Source organism: Xylella taiwanensis, from assembly GCF_013177435.1.
Lineage (GTDB): Bacteria > Pseudomonadota > Gammaproteobacteria > Xanthomonadales > Xanthomonadaceae > Xylella > Xylella taiwanensis.
The window spans coordinates 1,214,478-1,232,342 of record NZ_CP053627.1; the positions used below are offsets into that span (position 1 = coordinate 1,214,478).

Genomic DNA, 17,865 nt, shown 5'->3' on the forward strand with positions numbered 1-17,865 from the left:
CTCACGATAAATATGAAGTACAGGAACACTTGGATCGCTCCGGCGCATACCGTCAAAGTGGCTATCTTTGCTTTTACATGATGACGTGTTGATCTATATGACGACTGACTGCAAAACCGGGCAACGCGACCGTCCCGGCTTCCCGTCATCATGCGATGTTGCAGCGGTGCTGCTCAAATCTATACTCCGTCCTGATGACCTGCGTTCAGAAGTGTTGACCGAGGATTGAAGTTTCCTCATTGATTTTGTTTCTATGCTATCCATGTCGTTTTGCGTTGTGTACTTGGAAGCAGATTTTTGCTAATGATCATCTTATTGACTGTTATCAGCCTGGTTTTTGGCATATTTTATTTTTTTCAATCGTTGCGATGTTCCTATCTGCGGAGTCCATTGATGAAGACCCAGCTCGGAGAAACACGTTCTACTTGTAGGTTGCTGCGTGCACAGCCGTCTTTCACCGGAAAACAAGGTCTTGACTATGCAGTCGGAATTTCTGCAGAGACCGTCAGTGCCAAGGCAATCAATCTTCAGCTCGTCACCATTCCCCCTGGTGCAAAAGCCAAGACCCACATGCACGCGGACCACGAAACAGCGCTCTACGCGCTCACCGGCGTATCGCACGTCTGGTATGGCGCGAGATTGGAGGAACATGCCACTGTTGCGCAAGGTGATTTTTTTTACATACCGGCTGGTGTGCCGCATCAGCCCTACAACAGTTCTAATGAACCAGCCATTGTATTGGTCGCACGGACCGATCCGAATGACCAAGAAAGCGTGACGATGCTTCCGGAGCTTGATGTGTTACATCCTTAATCTCATTGCGCAACATGGGTGTGACGATGCCGCTCACCAAGAAGGGCCGATCGTGTCTCTGCCAGTCTCAGGGATGGCATGTAGGATGTGCCGCTATGTGATCAATGTCGATTCGATATCAGAAGTCTTACGCAGCTGATCTTGTGCTGACGACTGAAGACAAGGCTGTTTCCCAATAGGCTGGGCTCTGTTGGGGACCGTATTTAAAATGACACGTCTCTCACCATTGATCCCGATGGGAGCAAATACGAGTCATTGAACGATGCGTGTGTCAGATGGACTAGGGTCTGTTAAGCGGCAGTGAGTATATGAAGATCGCAGCAGCCCAATTCGAGCAGCTCGAACACTGTTTTTTTAAGCGCTCTGCCGCGGCAACACCGCAACGCCAGTCCGACGCATCTGCAAGTGCTCAACACCATCCGGTATCTCGCTGAACATGGCTGTCAATGGCATCGCCTACCCAAGCGTTGATGATCTATACATGCATGATTCGATACGCGGCCGGATGTGCTGGATTGAGCCTTCAAGCCACTCCAGCAAGCGCAGCGCGTACACATCGATCTCCAGGTTGAGTCGCTGGATAGCATCGGTGTGAAAGTGCATCCGGATGGCACTGACGCACTCCAAGAACGGTCCGTCGGTTATCGGAAAATGCTGTGGTGAGTGGAACCCCAAGCGCCATCTCCTTGCCGTGGCCGCGCGTGGGGTCGTCATCTTCTCTCTATCGCTTGGAGAAGCCCACGATGTGCTGAAATGCCGCGAGTGGCTCAAGTGGTCTGAATCGCCGAATCGCCCGTTGTACGTGCGCGTAGACCACGCCTATAAAGCCACCAGGTGCGCTGCTGGGCGTTTGACTCGGGTTTCATGCTTGTCATGTCGCTGCTGCACACGCACATCGAGCCTTGGTGATATCACCACAAGATGTACAAGCGTTGTAATGAGTTCGAGTCCCTGTTCCACAGGCTCAAGAGCGATCGCCGTGTCTGTTCCAAATGCGAGAAGTTCGATGTCATGTTCATCGCCTTCGCTCTGATTAACGGTGGTTTGCGATCGGGTTAACCGGCCCTGGTCATTGTGGGGACAATGCCTTGGCGTCATAGGGTGCTGGTCATAAGTGCAGCATGCGGTATCGCTGGAGGGGTGGGTGAAGATGCTTGGGAGTCTTCAGCCGTTCCGGTCCAACGTTGACCCGGTGTCATCGCGATGAAACACGTTGCAGCGATCTCCTGGGCTTGCAGGGCCTGAGCCAACAGGGCAGGTGGTTCTTCTACGGCTTCGTCGGTCAGACGGAAGGTGCCCCAGTGTACCCCCAACGCCTGGCGTGCGCCCACGTCGCACATAATCTGCACTGCCTCGACGGCATCAATGTGCTGGTTGTGCATGAACCATCGTGGCGCATATGCGCCGATGGGCAGGATGGCTAGGTCTGGAGGACCGCAGCGTTTCGCGATCGCGTGGAAGAAGCTCCCGTCCCCGTAGGCAGTATCGCCAGCAATGTAGAGGTTTCCCTTCGAGGTATGCAGGTAGAAGCCGCCCCACAGTGCCATACGTTTGTCTCGCATGCCGCGTGCGGACCAGTGGTAGGCGGGAACGACGCTGATCTTGGCGTGGTCATCTGCCAGTTGCATTGAGTGCCACCAATCGAGCGGGTGCACCCGCATGTCGGGGACGTGCTTTCGGATGATGGCATCGTTGCCGAGTGGTGTAACTACGCGCGGGGCATGCGTCATCTGGAGGCGGGCGAGGGTGGCCAGATCCAGATGGTCGTAGTGGTTGTGGGTGATCAGTACATAATCAATGGGTGGCAATGCGCTGAAGGTGATGCCGGGGGAATTCCAACGCCGCGGACCCAGCCAGGACAGTGGGCTGGCCCGTTCGGACCAGACCGGATCAACCAGCAGGTTGAGTCCTGCGATTTGTATCAGCACGCTGGAGTGGCCGATCATCGTGACGATAGGATGTTGGCTGTGTGCGACGGGTGTGGATACGTGGGTGCGTGGTGCGTTGCGCCAGGGGGGTAGGCGGCGGCTGTCCCAGCGCCAGCGCAGCAGGTCGCTGAATGGTTTGTCGGTGTTTGTTTGGCCTGGATTGAAGAAGCGCAGGCCGTCGAAGTGGTCGCTGAGTGGGCCTTGATAGTAGCGGTTGCGTGGCATGGTGCAGATGTGGTTATTGACAGTGATTGATGGGTGTCGGTAACTGACTAGGGTAGCTTGTTGTGCTTGAGGATCAACACCCGGTGGTGCTCCTAGCGTTCTGTGCCGTCACAGTGCAACGGCCGATGATTGGTGTGAAGTGGTCATCAATGTTTTGTAGCGCATCCGTCGGTGGCGGTGCAGCGTCGGTGTTGTTGCCTATGCATTCACTGTCGATATGTTGCTATCACGTCGTTTCCTTGCAAGGGTGTTGCGATCCCGGTTGGGGGCACTTCTGTATTGACACCGGTCCGCAATGCTGTGAAGTCGATATGACGCTTCAGAGGTGTGGTGTTGCATATGCCTGACATTCGAATGATGCGTGTATCTTCAAGGCGGTGTCGCGTTCCAAGGTGATTAGAACGACGTGCAATAGCTGGATTGCCTTGTTGTGCATCATCTTAGAACTCAAGGTCCAATGCGGCGCAGAGGTAGTCCATGAACGGCGCCAGCAGGCGCAGGCTGGCTTCCAGCGTTCGACGCAGCTGCGGTCCGGTCATGACGGTGTTTCCCAACGGGCGCCACAGCACCCAGTGGCGGTGCTTGAGATCATCTAGAAAAGCGAAGTCGGTGGGGAAACCGCGCGGTGCACGTACCAGTTTCTCGTGCTCGTACAGGGTAAATGTACGGCGTTGCTTAGGAGCGTGTGCAGCGGCGTGCCAACTGGCGGGATTGTCAAAGATGAACTGGCGGATACGGCGTTGTGTGTCTGACTCTGGTTGCCAGATCCCGCCGCCCACGAAGCTCTCACCCGGTTGCAGGTGTATGTAAAACGAGGGAGCCGGCACTTCGCGCCGGCGGGCATGGAACAGGCGCGCACCCTGCCAGGTTTTGTATGGCGACTTGTCTTTGGAAAAGCGCGCGTCGCGATAGATTCGAAACAGGGAGCCACCTTGGGGGCGTGGATCGGCGCGGTAGTGTTCGCTGATTTCGGCCAGTGAGGGCTGTAAGTCAGTGATGAGGCGTAGAAAGGGTGCCTGCACGTGTTCGAGGTACTGTGGTTTGTGTGCAGTGAACCACGCTTTGTCATTGTGGTGTGCCAGTTCGTGTAAGAACTTGAAGCTGGCGTCGGTGAAGTAGGCCGTCATAGCGTGCGGGACAGGTCGGAGCCCCAGGTGGCGAGCTGGTCCAAGAGGATCTGCTTGGCTGCATCCTGGGAGTGAGTCATGCGTAACTCGGCGATTTGGGTGTGGAACTGGTCGATGGTGAGCTCCGATAGGCCGGTGGCGGTGGTCAGACGTTGGCGCCGATACGTGTCCCAGCGTGCCTGTTCGTCACCAGACAGTGTGTCTGGCCAGTTACGCGCGCGGTAGCGGAAGAGCAACTCGATTAGACGTGGATCATGCAGGCGCTGGTCGAACGTTGCCAAACCATCAGGCGGACAGGCGCGTAGCTGCGGCAGTAGATGGCGGTCATCCTCGGTGAGGAAGCCGTCGTACAGTGAAGTGTCGGCGTCGTTGACGGTGTTGGAGGCTTGGTGTGTGTGGTCGAAGACGTGGCGGACCTTTTCGGCCAAGTCCGGTCCGCAGGCGCGCAGCTGTGCGGCTTTGGCTTCGAGCATGCTTGGGTCGAGGCCAAGGCGGGTGAAGTCTGATGCACGCAGGTGGTTCCAGGCGATCAGGGCCGGTACTTTGTTGAGGTGGACTTCTTTCAGTGGAACGCGTTGTTCCCCTTCGGGTAGATCCGCGGCTGGGGTGTACAGACGGTCAGCGATGTCTTCCGCGGATAGGTGTAGCAGTGGGTCTATGTCGCTGCTCAGGTCGAAGACGATGATGCGGCTGTTGATGTGTGGGTGCTTGGCAAGCGGCAGCACGGCGGCGGCGCACTGTCGTGTGGCCGGATAGCGCTGTGAGATATGCAGTGCTGGTTGCATTGAGATTGGGTCGAGCAGCTTGCCGCAAAAGTGTTTGTCGCGCAGTTTGAGCGCGTAATCCCAGAGGCGTGGCTGTGCGGTACGGAATTTGCGCGCCATGCCGATGGTGGCATAGACATCCGACAATGCTTCGTGTGCCTGGCCTTCGCGCACATCGTTGGCCAGAGCAAGATGTTCGAGTTTAAATGAGGTGGCACCGTCCTCGCGTGTTGGCCAGTGGATGCCTTCTGGACGTAGCGCGTGCATCAGTCGCAGCATGTCCAGCAGGTCCCAACGTGAGTTGCCATTCCGCCATTCGCGTTCGTATGGGTCGTAGAAGTTACGGAATAGGCCGTAGCGGATGAATTCGTCGTCGAAACGTAGGGTGTTGTAGCCGAGCGAGCAAGTTTGTGGTCGCGTCATCTGTGTGGCGATGTGCGCGAAGGCTTCAGCCTCGCTCACGCCTTCGCGGAGTGCCTGTTGCGGGGTGATCCCGGTGATCAAGGTGGCATGGGGCGAGGGCAGGAGGTCGGCGGCGGGTGTGACGAGAAAACTGATGGGCTCCTCAATGACGTTCAATTCGGGATCTGTCCGTATCGCGGCGAACTGTGCGATGCGAGTACGGCGCGGGTCTTGACCGAAGGTTTCTAAGTCGTAGAACAGAAAGCTGGTGGTCATAGCACGTACAGAAGATCTGAATAGGACGGCGAGTATCCCTTATCTGGGAGTGGTCACTGTGTACCTGGGCAGATGAATTGGGACGTTCAACCGCTTACATATGCACATGGCGGTGGAGGGGCATGCAACGCTGTGCAGATATTTTGGTCTGATATCGATCAAACGAACGGTGGTTGGGGGTTTTCAGTTTACAAGCCTCAGTTTATCGGGTTGATGTGATGGCTCGGCAGATGGTGTGTCCGGCGGCTGACCGTTTGGTGAGGAGGGAGGATGTTGGAGAAGGATGTATTGTCCTCAATCGTTAATGTGGCTGTACGGATGATGGCATCGGGCCATGGTGTGTTCCGGGGAGATGGCGACAGATGTCGGTTGAACTGCAACGTTCCGCTCAGATCATCATGAAGCACCTTGCTGGCGGTGCGCATTGTTTGTTCGTGTTCGAGCAGTCCAGTGATGGTTTGCAGGCTGCGCTGTACGAGATCGTGGATGACAACATCGTTTGTCAAGAATCAGATGGATAGAGGGAGTGGTTGACTGTTGGTGGTGTCGCGTGAATGGTGCGTTCGATCATGGGTGAATGGTGTCCTCGCCGATCTTCTGATAATCGACTCACTTGCTCCAGTGCGGCGAGTGGGTGCTACAGCTATTGGAAGTGGGAAAACCAGGCTATTTAAAGTCACGATTTTTCGTGTAGATCATCACGAGATGATGCACGGGTTTGGCCATTTTTCGGTCGAGTTCGTCCGGTGCTGGAGATGTATCCGTAAGGGTCGAAATATTGTCAAAAGCAACGATGCGGCCAGTTAGCACCAAGTCTCAAAGCAAGCGGCGGTGCTGCGGATCAATGGCACTGTTGGTGGAAATGAGCAGGGAGGACAGTTTGCATTGTCTTCATCAGGCAGTGCAGCTCTTCAACGATGAGTTGTTGCCCAACTGTTCTTTTCTTTGCACTCAATTTAAGGGCAGCTGCATTGATGCTGGGTCCATTGGTTTGGTGTATGGACACTTCTAGTCATCGGATGATGACATTGAAACTGTGAAAACATTGAACATCGCGTTGAGTGTTTTGCAGTAGTCAGAAAGTCGATGGAACGCTTTTGGTCGATGTTATTAGAGGCTTCACGTCGTTTGTCGCCACGTGCGTTGTTTCAGGTCCATGTTTTAATCGAGCACCCGATGTTCGCTATGTTTGCTTGCCATAGTTATTTACTTTGCGATGCGTATGGATCTGGTGCGTCAGTGTTGATATTGATGTGCGATGGGTGTCATCAATGTTTTTGGATGCAGGCACTATTCGATAGCACGCGTGGTTGTGCTGGTGATGTTGCAGAGCCTTGGTGACCTTACGTTTGCGTTGTGGTTGCGGTGGTGTTGAGCATCTTTTTTGTTTTTGTGTGCATATGTTTCTTTTACTTTATATCCAGCATGGTTTGCCAATCATCGTGCTATAACCTGGTTGGCTTGGTAAACGTCTGACTTAACTGATTGCGCCGCTGCTATACCGATGTGCAATTGTGGTTGCTGCGGCACGCTGGCTCGTGCTGTACGAGATGGAATACCGTGCTTCGGGCAGTCCGGCGTTGTTCGGTCAAGTGTTACGCATGCTTGAACACGTCTGCTTGCATCCGTACTTGAATGAGTCCCGTGGTTTGGATTACGGTGTTTGGAAGTCTTTGTTGCTGTTGTATCTGGTTGTAGATATTTCGGTGATGTGGTTATCGATCTAGCCCTTGCTTTTGGTCATATGTTTGCTGTGTTGCTGATTGGTTCTGGCAGCTTGACTCACATTCTGTACGATGCTGACGGTAGTTACAGCAATGCACAGCCGGCACCGCATATGCAACCATTTGTTGACTGGAGCGAATATCAGTTGCGCGGACGACATTCCGGCGTGACTGGATGACTGTTGCTAAGCGCTGTATGACAAGCAAGCACACTCGACGGATGCACAGATAAACATTGGTTGTTGTTGTACGTGGCAATGAATGTGTTTGGTGATATGTGACTTGCTGCGCAGCGACTGGACGCCTGTGTAGATGAGAGTTTTCTCGCAATGATATTTATCGTTTCGACGCCGTGTTGTTGGTATACCCGGTGTGAGTGCATTGTGTGCAAGCGAAGGGTGGTGAGCTGGAATGGTTAGGGTTTGCTGCGATGCGATGCAAGTGGTGTTTGAGGTGGCACGCTGAACGTCCGTTGATAGGTGCGGACGTGATGCTATGGTCTTGAACATAGGGAAGGGAACTATTTGTCATTGATCATGTTATTGCTGGTGTTCTTAATTTTTCTGGGGTAAGCATACTGTCAGTCTGTGCGAGTCAGATTGCAGTGATGGCGGTGAACGTACGATCTCCGCAGTTAGGGAGAGGATGAGTTTCATCGAGCACATTGCCGATGTTTTCATGGAGATGATTTGTTATGGGAAGTGGTTGTTGACGTTGTATTGTCAGTGAATCGGATGATGATGTAGTGATGTATGTTGTGGTGAGTATCTTTAGGTGCGATGTTTCAATCAGGCAGATGAACTCAGTTTCATCTGAATGATTTGGGAAAAGGAGATGTTCTTGGTGCAGTGCAATCGCTAACGTCCATGGTGACTATGTGCAGTATGGCTGTGATGTCTTTTCCTCATCATTCATGGTTTTTGCATGATAATTCATGGTTTCTGCGTGTATTCGATTCAAGTAGTCCTTGCGATGTTGCTTGTCGTGGCAGCCAGTGGCTACCTTGTGCGTATTATTCCATTTTCGATGCCGCTCCCTCTGGTGCAGATCGCACTTGGTGCGGTGATTTCTGGTGTATTCGATTACGGCCACAAGTTGCAGCCGGAGTTGTTTTTCTTATTGTTCTTGCCACCCTTGTTGTTTTTGGATGGTTGGCGCATTCCTAAGCAGGGTTTATTCCGCGATAAAAATACGATCTTAGAGTTAGCACTGGGACTGGTGGTCTTTACTGTATTGGGTGTCGGGTTCTTGATTCACTGGATGATTCCCACAATGCCGCTGCCGCTGGCCTTTGCGCTGGCGGCGATTTTGTCGCCCACCGATCCCGTGGCGCTGTCTTCGATTACTGCAAGGGTGCCTATTCCCAAGCGCATGATGCATATTTTGGAAGGCGAGTCGCTGCTTAACGACGCGACTGGTTTGGTCTGTTTTCAATTTGCAATTGCGGCACTGTTGACCGGTCATTTTTCTTTGATGGCTGCCTCGCTGACTTTCGTCTGGGTTTTACTGATCGGTTTGAGTTTAGGCGCAGCGACGACCTACGTGTTTTGTGGAGTACAGGGTTGGATCTGGCGTCATTTCGGTGGGGAGCCGGGGGCGGCAATCCTGATCAATCTATTGATTCCTTTTGCTGCTTATCTGCTGGCTGAGAGCATGCATGCTTCGGGGATTCTGGCGGCAGTTGCGGCTGGGATCACGATGAGTTATGTCGAATTGAACGGTAATGCTCCCGGTACGATGCGGGTGCAGCGCTGGGCGGTCTGGGAGATGGTGCAGTTTGCTTTCAATGGCATTATCTTCGTGCTACTCGGTGAGCAGTTGCCTGGCATCCTTAACGATGTAATCGACAGTGCACAGCAAGCTGGGCATATGAATCCGGCATGGTTATTGGTTTACGTTGGTGTGATTAGCGTCGGATTGATGTTGTTGCGTTTTGTATGGGCGTGGGTGTCACTGCAGTGGACCTTGTTTTACGCGGCTTACCGTGGTGAGCAGCACATTAGCCCGCCGTGGCAGATTGTGGTTGTGGCGTCGTTGTCTGGGGTGCGTGGCGCGGTCACTCTGGCTGGCGTGCTTACCTTGCCGTTGTTGATGCCGGATGGCTCACCACTGCCGGCACGGCAACTGGTGATTTTCCTGGCGGCCTCGGTCATCCTGGTTTCGCTGTTGCTGGCTAGCGTGGTGTTGCCGTATTTGCTGCGTGGCTTGGAGCTTCCTGAGGAGAGTAGCTATGAGCAGGAAGAGGATTTTGCGCGCAGGGCATCGGCTCAGGCGGCACTTGAGGCAGTAGAGCGGTTGCGTCAGAGGTTGGTTGAGGATAGCGCTAATGCTGAGCGCTACAATGAGGCGGCTAATCAAGTCAGCCAATTGTATCAACGCAAGCTTGGCGCTGTTGATTTGGCTAAGGCCGATCCACAGGAAACCAAGGTGTTCGAGCAGGTTGTACGGCGCTTTCGTCAGGTTGGTTTGGCCGCTGAGCGTGACGAACTGTTCAGATTGGCGCGCGAGTCGCATATTTCCGATGAGTTGTCGCGGCGGATGGTGCGTAATCTGGATTTGATCGAGGTACGTAGGCGTAGTTAGTTGAACAGGGCGGGTACTATGTTGGATTGAATGAACCTGTTTTGCTTCCATGAAATAGTACGGAACCTTGTGTTTGAGCTTCGACCTCATTGGATTGCAATGTGTGTACATGTCTTACCGATCTGGATTTGAATCCAATCTTCGAGAGCATGCATTTCTTGACGCTGTCGTGTTGAGTATTGTTGAAACGCAGGCTTCCCTTGCTTGCTTGAGTGTCGTGGAGGGGCCACATGAGACCAGTGTTGATAGATGTGGAGGTGTCTCGTGCATGCGGTTTTCGCGTCGTTGATGATAGGTTGAATGGCTTTTTTCAACCGTGCGGCAGAAGATCGCTGTATCTCTTGCGTCTGTCGTTGCAGTCGGCGCACTGCGATGTATCCTTGGTGGAGTAGCGTAATGCCTGACAACAGTGCGGATTATGAGGACGAGGACAGTCTGCTTCAGGACTTTGACGATACCGACGATTACTCCGTTGGGGTTTGGAATCTGCTGGTATTGATCAATCCTGGTGATCGGGATGCTGTGTTCGGTCAGTTCAATGCGTGGCGTGACAGAGTGGCGGATCTCGATCTGGATAGCGATGGTGTTCAGGCTTGGCTTTGGGCGCTGAAGGATGTGATTGACTGGCGTTCAGGATTTTATGCCGACGCGAAGGACATTCAATCTTTCGTTGATGCAGTGGATGAATTGATCGCGCGTTGGAATCTACGTATTGACTGGGGCGGCGATTTAGACGACGACGATTTCTTTAGTGTCACTGACGTCTCCGCACTGATGGCTGTCGCTTACGATCGCTTGCGTGAGCATGGTTATACCTTATGGAACTGGGATACATCTGGCGACAGCTATGCTGGCTGGATTGCACTGAGTCGTGACGACGAGATGATGTTGACGTTATGTTCACTGCTCGGTGTGGAAGTGCGTCATGGCAACGAAGCATTTTGAGATGTGGTGCAATGTTGATCTACGCAGTACAAAGTGGTTGACCAGGATCACTGCTAATAGCGATCGGAAAAACCTCCTCATTTCATTTTGTCGGTGTGGAAGTGGAATTTTTGAGCCGATGTACTATTTCTGGAGCAGTGCAGGGGTGCGGTTATGAATGATGCGATGCAATTCGCTTGCGGTTTAGACGATGGGAGCGAAGATCAGAGTACTTGTGGTGGTTCACTGCCGATGATCACCACGTCCGCACACCGACGCGCGAACAGGCCGACGCAGATGACGCCTGGGATTTGATTGAGTTCCTGTTCCAGCTTTACCGGGTCGGTGATGCATAAGTGATGTACATCCAGTACAAAGTTGCCGTTATCGGTGACCACTCCCTCGCGCCACACGGGTTGACCGCCGGTACGTGCCATGATCTGCCTGGCTACCAAGCTGCGTGCCATCGGGATTACTTCGATCGGTAGTGGGAACTTGCCTAGCATGGGCACCTGTTTGCTTGGATCGATGATACAAATGAACTGTTCGCTGGCTTCGGCAATGATCTTCTCGCGTGTCAGCGATGCGCCCCCTCCCTTGATAAGGCGTTTGTGGGGGTCGCATTCGTCTGCACCGTCGACATATAGAGGTAGTGTGCCGGTATGATTGAGCTCCAGGACAGTGATCCCGTGTTGCTTTAAACGTGCTGTGCTCTGCTCAGAGCTGGATACTGCACCTTTGATCCGGTTACGGATGCGTCCTAGTGCGTCGATGAAGTAGGCTACTGTTGAGCCGGTGCCGACTCCGATAATCATATCGTTCTCGACGTATTCGATGGCTTTCTCGGCCGCTCGCTGTTTTGCTTCGTTCATGGGTTTATGAAGACGTGGAGAGGTGGGAAAACTGACAGGCGTCAGCTGACGGTTGAGTTCACTCTAGAGACAGCAGCAGCTTCCATTGCGCCGTGGCGACCGGGAATACTGACAGCCGGTTGCCGCGTGTGGTCAGTGGAAAGCCCTCACCGAGGGCTTCGGCATGTTGTTTGATATTTTCAAGTGTGATGGTGCGAGCCAGTTTGCGCTCGAATGCTATGTCTACCAAGTACCAGTGTGGCTTCTCACGCTTGGCTTTGGGGTCGTAATAGTTGGAGTTCTGGTCGAATTGGCTTTCGTCCGGATAGGCTGCACTGGCTACTCGAGCCAAGCCGACGATGCCGGGTACCTTACAGTTGGAATGGTAGAACAACACACCATCGCCGATTTGTGTTCTATCACGGATGAAGTTGCGTGCTTGGTAATTGCGCACGCCATTCCAGGGTTCGGTACCCACCCGCTGTAGGTCGTTAATTGAGAAAGTATCTGGCTCGGATTTCATCAACCAGTAGCTGGTATGAGTGCTCATGTGGAAGTAGTGGATAGCAAGAGCGTGGTGAGTTCAGTGCAGATCGCATCGACCGGGACGTCCCAAGCTTCAACCGGTAGTGCGTTAACTTCCTGCACTGCGAAGCCAACACCGACAAGCCAGGGAGGCGGTGACTGGCGATCCCGGAATGCAAAACTGCGATCATACCAACCACCCCCCATCCCGAGTCGGTGTCCTTGTGCGTCGAAGCCGACCAGCGGTGTTACTACCAATACCATCGTTTCTGGAGTTAGGGTGTCGTCCGGTGCTACGTCTGGCTCGGGGATGCCGTAGCGGTTTGGCTTCAGTGGTTGTCCGGGGTGCCATGGCGCAAAACGCAGTGTCTTACCCACGAGTATTGGCAAGCAATAGCGTACTTGTGCAGGAAGTCTCATTTTCCAGCGGTGCAACGTGATCTCTCCATCCATCGCTAAGTAACCCGCCACCGCACCGGATTGGGGGGCGAATGGTAGTGTCAGCAGGCGTTCTGCCAGTGCTTCAGCAGCGGCCAGACGTGCGTGTTTATCGATTGCACGGCGGTGTGTGCGGATCTGTTGACGCAGAGTAGAGCGGTTGTCGGTCATCGGTGTTGGATGGGAAAAAGGCGCCCGCATTGTGGTTGAGTTGGTGTAGTCGTTCGATTACGCGAACAGCGCGACTACTTGCTGTCCGACAGGAGATATCGTATTCCAATTCTTCACTCTGAATATCTGTCATCGGCATGATGGCTCTCCAAGCACAGCAGGTGCCATCTGTCTGATTCGGCAAAGTTGCTGTTGGCAGTTGGACGCAGGCGGTTAGTTGCTGTCGTGTGTACATTTATCTACGCGGGTGCCGGTTTGGTAGGCAGTTGGTCGACCAGTGCTTATGTACAGCAGATGTCTTGGGCGTTTCTCACGGTGAGGATCAACTGGGCCGATGTACTCGACGTATCCACCATCATAGGCAGCTTCGTATTTCAAATCACCTCGGGAACGAGCGGGTGCTTGCGGTTGGTTGTTTTTAGTTCCCCAGTTGTATGCTGACATCATCCACGATATTCATGTCGATCAAGATGTGTTGGATTTTTGTTCAGCTTGCTATCGCAAGTGCTATGTGTGATCAGACGCCGTTTTTCCGCTATCGTGAAACTGCCCCAGTGACTCAATTCCTTCGGCAAGTTCTACCACGAACGGCTTGTGTGCCTTATCTATGTGCATGGCTTGGAGGAACTCGTAGTGGTTGACTGAGGTTAGATCCAAGTTGCTTGCCTTACGTGGCACGCTTTCTCCGGCTTGCTTCCATACTTTATTTCATCGTTCAGCAGTCTACTGGCCATCCTGACTGGTTCGCGTAACAAGCAGTATGTCAGCAGCTGCGAATGTCAAAAAACCTGATTTCCATGAGCGCAATATTCTGATTTACACCGATCGTGTTGCGATGCTGTACTCAGACGAGACGATAGCTGGAAGATGCATCAAACACCCCAGCGTGTGGTTTATGTGGCTTGCAAGCGATGAGTCTAGATGGGGCGGATGCACTCGCACTTCATTTGAAAATCAAACAACCAGCGGCTACCGAAATCTTTCGGGTAAGGAGGGGCATTGCATTCTCCGCTATGACGATGCGTGCGAAACGACCTTGAACCAGCGGTTCAAGTGGAGACGCTGAAACACCATTGGGCTTCCCGCTGCTAAGGCGGACTTGCACACCCGGCATCGTCGCGCCCCTTGGTCATGATTAAGGGACAAGGCGAATGTTTGCACACGCCGTCGTTCACAGCAGAGAACGCTTAGCGATTATATCCATCGTGATGTGTTTGTGTAGTCCATTTTTCATCGAGCGAATGGTGCTGAATTGACTAATTACATCACGGATTTTGACGTTAACAGTCAATGCGCTGTATTCATCGCATTCTCCAGACGCCGTTGCAGTGTATCCAGTGTGGTGATCAGCAGACGCTCGTGATGCTCCTGCTTTTCATGCAGCTGCTGCAGTTCATGAGCGATGTTGAGTGCTGCAAGTATTGCGATGCGATCTATGGATGCCATACGGTTACTACCGCGGATCTCACGCATGTGTGCGTCGAGTAGTTGTGCGGCGGCTATCAAGCCATTACGTTCTTCGACGCCCACTCCGACGGTATATTCGCGGTCGAGGATGCGGATGTTGACCGGCTCAGTGTCGCTCACGTGTGCTGCTCCAGGGCCTTAAGACGTGTAATCATTGCTTCCACGCGGGAGCGCGCTTGTTCGTTTTTGGCCAGAAGCTGAGAGCGTTCCACAATCATTTGATCCTGCTGATAGCGCAAGTTGCGGTTCTCGTCGGCTAAACGTTTGTAGGACTCGATCAACCTCTCCACGTGTGTGGCCAGGGCGTGGAGTTGGGTGAGGGCGTCAGTCTGATCCATGCTTGCAAGACTAGGTGCCGCTTGGAGTGCTGGTCAAGCACATATGGGCGTAATGCTCTTATACTAGTTTGGTTGGAAAAATTGTTACACTGAAAACCCAAGAATCTACAGTATTCTAAACTTCGATTTGTGCTGCACGCTTTAACCTTGAACCTCCCATGCATCTTCCTGAAGTGATTGCAGTGCAACAAGAAAGCCGGCAGCTAGGTTTGTCCGCCACTGCTACTGAGCTTCATGGCAGCCTATCCGGTTTGTTAGCTGGTGGGGGAGGAAATGGCCCTGATTGGCTGGCACTGATTCTAGCCAATGCAGAAGCGCCTATACCGGCTAAGGGTAGTGCGCTGGAACGCTTGTATCAGGTCACTGTGTTGCAATTGGAGGATCCTGATTTTGCCTTCGAGTTACTCTTGACTGACGATGGAGCGACTTTGGCTGCGCGTGCCGATGCCTTGTTCGACTGGTGCCGTGCTTTCCTAGGTGGCTTTGGTCTGGCTGCGCAGTCCCGCTCGGTGCTGTCTGAGGAAGGTGATGAAGTCCTCCGTGATCTGGCTAAGCTGGCCCAAGCTTCAGTCGAAGACTTTGACGTGACTGAAGAGGAGGATGGGGCATTGGAGGAGCTCGAAGAGTTCGTTCGTGTGGCGGTGATGCTGTTGCACGGAGACTGTGTGATTGGTCCGCGTTTTTCCCAGCGCCTCAATTGAATAGAATCGTGAAGAAGCATACAGGCATTGCTGCCGCTGAATATGGGTGTCGTCGCCGTCAGCTGATGAAGATGGTTGGTGACCAGGGTATCGTCGTGCTACCAGCTGCGCCTGAGCGGGTACGTAGCCGTGATACTTATTACCCCTACCGGCAGGATTCTGATTTCTGGTACCTGAGTGGTTTTCCCGAGCCAGATGCGGTGTTGGTGCTTGTGCCGGGGCGTTGCCACGGTCAAGTAGTCCTATTCTGTCGTGAGCGTGATCCTGAGCGTGAAGCATGGGATGGTCCGCGTGCTGGGTACGACGGCGCGGTAGAGCATTACGGTATGGACGATGCATATCCGATTGATGACTTGGACGAAATCTTACCCGGCCTACTCGAAGGCCGGTCCCGGATCTATTATCATTTCTGTCGTGATGTTGAATTTGATCTGAGGCTAATTGGTTGGGTCAATCTAGCCCGTGAGCAAGTGCGCTACGGTACGGATTCTCCGCACGAATTTATAGACCTTGGCCACCTGTTGCATGAGCAGCGTCTGTTCAAGTCTTGCGATGAAATCGCTTTGCTTCAGTGTGCTGCCAACATCAGTGTTGAAGCACACCGTGCGGTGTTACGTTATGCGCATCCTAATGTTCCTGAATATGTTTTGCAGGCTGAGGTCGAGCGCGTGTTTCGCTCTGCTGACAGTTGGCCTGCTTATTCCAGTATTGTTGCTGCCGGTGCTAATGCGTGTGTATTGCACTACCGAGCCAATGCCGAGTGCAGCCGTGATGGCGATTTAGTGTTGATCGATGCCGGTGCTGAGTACCGTGGTTATGCCGCTGACATTACCCGTACTTTCCCCGTCAACGGGCGTTTTAGCCCAGCGCAGCGCGCGCTATACGATCTGGTGGGTGCTGCTCATGGTGCTGCGCTGGCGCAGGCGCGACCTGGGCTACCATATGAGGCTGGACATTTGGCTGCGGTGCAGACGTTGACCGAAGGCCTCCTGCGGCTTGGTCTCTTGCAGGGCACACTGGAGCAGAATTTGGCTGAGCAGAGTTACAAGCGCTTCTACCGTCACAAGACTGGGCATTGGTTAGGTTTGGACGTGCATGATGTTGGTGACTACCGTATTGATGGTCAGTCGCGATTACTTGAGCCTGGCATGGTCTTTACGATTGAGCCAGGGTTATACATTCTCCCGGATGACACTACGGTCCAGTCGAAGTGGCGCGGCATTGGCATACGTACCGAGGATGATTTATTAATTACCGAAGATGGACATCGTGTGCTGACTGATGCGTTGCCACGCTCTGCCGATGAGATCGAGGTGGAGATGGCTGCCGCGCGGTGAGATGTCTCTTGATGTGCTGATCGGCACTCGCAGACTAATATCTGAGCTTCGCAATAGCTCGACTCGGCTTGCTGGTCCTGCTTGGTGGTGTATGGGTTTGCCAGGGTGCTTATCTGATGGGGGTGCCGTCCAGGGCGTGATCAATCAGCCATAGGGATGCCCATAGTTTTGGGTCCATCGCAAAGCCGGCATGCATCTTTTGTACTAACCAAGCTGCAGCTTGTGTACGTAGAATTTCGTGTACAACGATGTCCTCGTTAGCGTCACCGCCTCCGGCGCTGACCTTGTGCAATCCAGTGGCGCGTACAAAAGCGATACGCTCGCTGCTGGCTCCGGACGATACCGGACCGATGAGCAATATCTCGGCTTGGTCAGCACTCCAGCCGGTTTCTTCTTCTAGTTCGCGGATTGCTGCATGCTCGATTGATTCATTGGTATCAATGTCGCCGACCAATCCTGCCGGCATCTCAATAGTGCGTTGCTGCACGGGGACTCTGAATTGCTCGACAAAAATAACCCGGTCTTCCGGTGTTACCGCCAGGATAATTGCAGCTAGGCCGCCAGCGTGGACGCGTTCAGAGTATTCCCAAGTGCCGTGTACGATCATACGTTGGTACTTTCCTTCGAAGACCACGTGTGGTGTGTTGTTAGACGAATTCATTGCTGTGAAATCTTCTTGATGGGTGGAGAGGGGGAACATACAAGCCTGTCGATTCCGTCACAAAGTTGCAGGGACGCAACGGCATCCTGCGCACAGGTTCTGCATCATATTGGAATCTGTTTGGTGTTTAAAAGCGTGGGTTGCCTCGATAGATCCGTACCACGCAATGGTGGTCAATTGAGGTTGCAGCAGTACGTCCTTAACGTAGCAATGCGACTTAATCCATGCGTGTCAGTAGCATCCGAAGCTCAAATAGAATCGATGACTTGTAACACAATGCCCGTTCCGCAATTCACCGCGTTGGTGTTGCCTTCGCCGCCTTGCGCTTACGCGCATCATGCTTTGTTGCCGTCACAGATGAATGCCTTAGTGCGCTTGGGCTTGACGAATGTCCCCCATCAAACTGCCTTGTCAGTACTACCAGAATTGCCACCGTATCATGTGTCCTATCAAACCTATAACGCAATGCTCTATGACTCATTGCCAACCCTTCTGAAACGCACACTGCGCAGCTTCAACCCTTTAGCCGAACAGGCTTGCCTAATAAGTGGCGAGCCAGGTCCTTAGCTAATTTTGGCACCCATGCTTATAGCCTCGGCATGTGATCCAC

At 53.2% G+C, this 17,865-nt stretch carries 19 protein-coding genes and 1 other RNA gene; 10 read left to right on the forward strand and 10 right to left on the reverse strand.

Translation table 11 applies throughout. The features are described from left to right. Positions 1–67: 67 nt before the first annotated feature. On the forward strand, positions 68–229 hold the full coding sequence (locus PLS229_RS11940) for a hypothetical protein (RefSeq protein WP_205395225.1): 162 nt from the start codon (positions 68–70) through the stop codon (positions 227–229). Between the two features lie 164 nt (positions 230–393). Beyond that, entirely contained in the window at positions 394–813 is a 420-nt protein-coding gene (locus PLS229_RS05110) for a cupin domain-containing protein (RefSeq protein ID WP_038270292.1), read from the forward strand. A gap of 1,094 nt (positions 814–1,907) precedes the next feature. Here PLS229_RS05110 and PLS229_RS05115 read toward each other — a convergent pair. The 3 genes from PLS229_RS05115 to sbcB all read right to left on the reverse strand — a co-directional run bounded on the left by PLS229_RS05115 (position 1,908) and on the right by sbcB (position 5,535). Beyond that, positions 1,908–2,966, reverse strand: coding sequence for an MBL fold metallo-hydrolase (locus PLS229_RS05115; RefSeq protein ID WP_051482238.1), 1,059 nt, complete (start codon positions 2,964–2,966; stop codon positions 1,908–1,910). Between the two features lie 440 nt (positions 2,967–3,406). Then, on the reverse strand, positions 3,407–4,093 hold the full coding sequence (locus tag PLS229_RS05120; protein WP_038270005.1) for a DUF2461 domain-containing protein: 687 nt from the start codon (positions 4,091–4,093) through the stop codon (positions 3,407–3,409). Continuing rightward, entirely contained in the window at positions 4,090–5,535 is a 1,446-nt protein-coding gene (gene sbcB, locus PLS229_RS05125; RefSeq protein WP_038270002.1) for an exodeoxyribonuclease I, read from the reverse strand. Before sbcB ends, PLS229_RS05120 begins: the two co-directional genes overlap by 4 nt. Before the next feature lie 362 nt (positions 5,536–5,897). Here sbcB and PLS229_RS05130 point away from each other — a divergent pair, with 362 nt between their 5' ends. From PLS229_RS05130 to PLS229_RS05145, 5 genes are all read left to right on the forward strand, one after another. Next, complete coding sequence (locus PLS229_RS05130; RefSeq protein ID WP_160165114.1) at positions 5,898–6,056, forward strand: hypothetical protein; 159 nt, start codon at positions 5,898–5,900, stop codon at positions 6,054–6,056. 993 nt (positions 6,057–7,049) lie between these two features. After that, a complete protein-coding gene (locus PLS229_RS12245; protein ID WP_051482237.1) occupies positions 7,050–7,262 on the forward strand; it encodes a class III extradiol ring-cleavage dioxygenase family protein in 213 nt (70 codons plus the stop codon). Between the two features lie 17 nt (positions 7,263–7,279). Continuing rightward, on the forward strand, positions 7,280–7,438 hold the full coding sequence (locus PLS229_RS12250; RefSeq protein WP_230428202.1) for a hypothetical protein: 159 nt from the start codon (positions 7,280–7,282) through the stop codon (positions 7,436–7,438). A 745-nt stretch (positions 7,439–8,183) separates the two neighbouring features. Continuing rightward, complete coding sequence (locus PLS229_RS05140; RefSeq protein WP_171898050.1) at positions 8,184–9,842, forward strand: Na+/H+ antiporter; 1,659 nt, start codon at positions 8,184–8,186, stop codon at positions 9,840–9,842. A 396-nt stretch (positions 9,843–10,238) separates the two neighbouring features. Next, a complete protein-coding gene (locus PLS229_RS05145; RefSeq protein ID WP_038269994.1) occupies positions 10,239–10,787 on the forward strand; it encodes a DUF6630 family protein in 549 nt (182 codons plus the stop codon). A gap of 203 nt (positions 10,788–10,990) precedes the next feature. Here the strand turns inward: PLS229_RS05145 and rpiA are convergent, their stop codons facing one another. The 6 genes from rpiA to PLS229_RS05175 all read right to left on the reverse strand — a co-directional run bounded on the left by rpiA (position 10,991) and on the right by PLS229_RS05175 (position 14,556). Beyond that, a complete protein-coding gene (gene rpiA, locus PLS229_RS05150) occupies positions 10,991–11,638 on the reverse strand; it encodes a ribose-5-phosphate isomerase RpiA (protein WP_038269991.1) in 648 nt (215 codons plus the stop codon). 58 nt (positions 11,639–11,696) lie between these two features. Then, positions 11,697–12,167, reverse strand: coding sequence for an EVE domain-containing protein (locus tag PLS229_RS05155; RefSeq protein WP_038269989.1), 471 nt, complete (start codon positions 12,165–12,167; stop codon positions 11,697–11,699). Beyond that, positions 12,164–12,751 (reverse strand): 5-formyltetrahydrofolate cyclo-ligase, encoded by a 588-nt coding sequence (locus PLS229_RS05160; RefSeq protein WP_038269986.1) that lies wholly within the window; start codon positions 12,749–12,751, stop codon positions 12,164–12,166. The genes PLS229_RS05155 and PLS229_RS05160 overlap by 4 nt, the downstream gene beginning before the upstream one ends. A gap of 1,001 nt (positions 12,752–13,752) precedes the next feature. Next, a non-coding RNA gene (gene ssrS, locus PLS229_RS05165) (6S RNA) lies at positions 13,753–13,937 on the reverse strand. 101 nt (positions 13,938–14,038) lie between these two features. Continuing rightward, entirely contained in the window at positions 14,039–14,338 is a 300-nt protein-coding gene (locus tag PLS229_RS05170) for a cell division protein ZapA (RefSeq protein ID WP_038269984.1), read from the reverse strand. Further along, complete coding sequence (locus PLS229_RS05175; RefSeq protein WP_038269981.1) at positions 14,335–14,556, reverse strand: TIGR02449 family protein; 222 nt, start codon at positions 14,554–14,556, stop codon at positions 14,335–14,337. Before PLS229_RS05175 ends, PLS229_RS05170 begins: the two co-directional genes overlap by 4 nt. 158 nt (positions 14,557–14,714) lie before the next feature. Here PLS229_RS05175 and PLS229_RS05180 point away from each other — a divergent pair, with 158 nt between their 5' ends. Continuing rightward, complete coding sequence (locus PLS229_RS05180; RefSeq protein WP_038269978.1) at positions 14,715–15,257, forward strand: YecA/YgfB family protein; 543 nt, start codon at positions 14,715–14,717, stop codon at positions 15,255–15,257. Positions 15,258–15,265: 8 nt separating this feature from the next. Beyond that, the gene (locus tag PLS229_RS05185; RefSeq protein WP_038269975.1) at positions 15,266–16,594 is read left to right on the forward strand and encodes an aminopeptidase P N-terminal domain-containing protein; all 1,329 of its coding nucleotides are present in this window, start codon (positions 15,266–15,268) and stop codon (positions 16,592–16,594) included. A gap of 109 nt (positions 16,595–16,703) precedes the next feature. Here the strand turns inward: PLS229_RS05185 and PLS229_RS05190 are convergent, their stop codons facing one another. Next, positions 16,704–17,255, reverse strand: coding sequence for an NUDIX hydrolase (locus PLS229_RS05190; RefSeq protein ID WP_038269973.1), 552 nt, complete (start codon positions 17,253–17,255; stop codon positions 16,704–16,706). A gap of 276 nt (positions 17,256–17,531) precedes the next feature. On the opposite strand from PLS229_RS05190, the gene PLS229_RS05195 reads away from it, so the two are divergent. Beyond that, positions 17,532–17,822, forward strand: coding sequence for a hypothetical protein (locus PLS229_RS05195; RefSeq protein ID WP_038269970.1), 291 nt, complete (start codon positions 17,532–17,534; stop codon positions 17,820–17,822). The last annotated feature ends 43 nt before the right edge of the window (positions 17,823–17,865 follow it).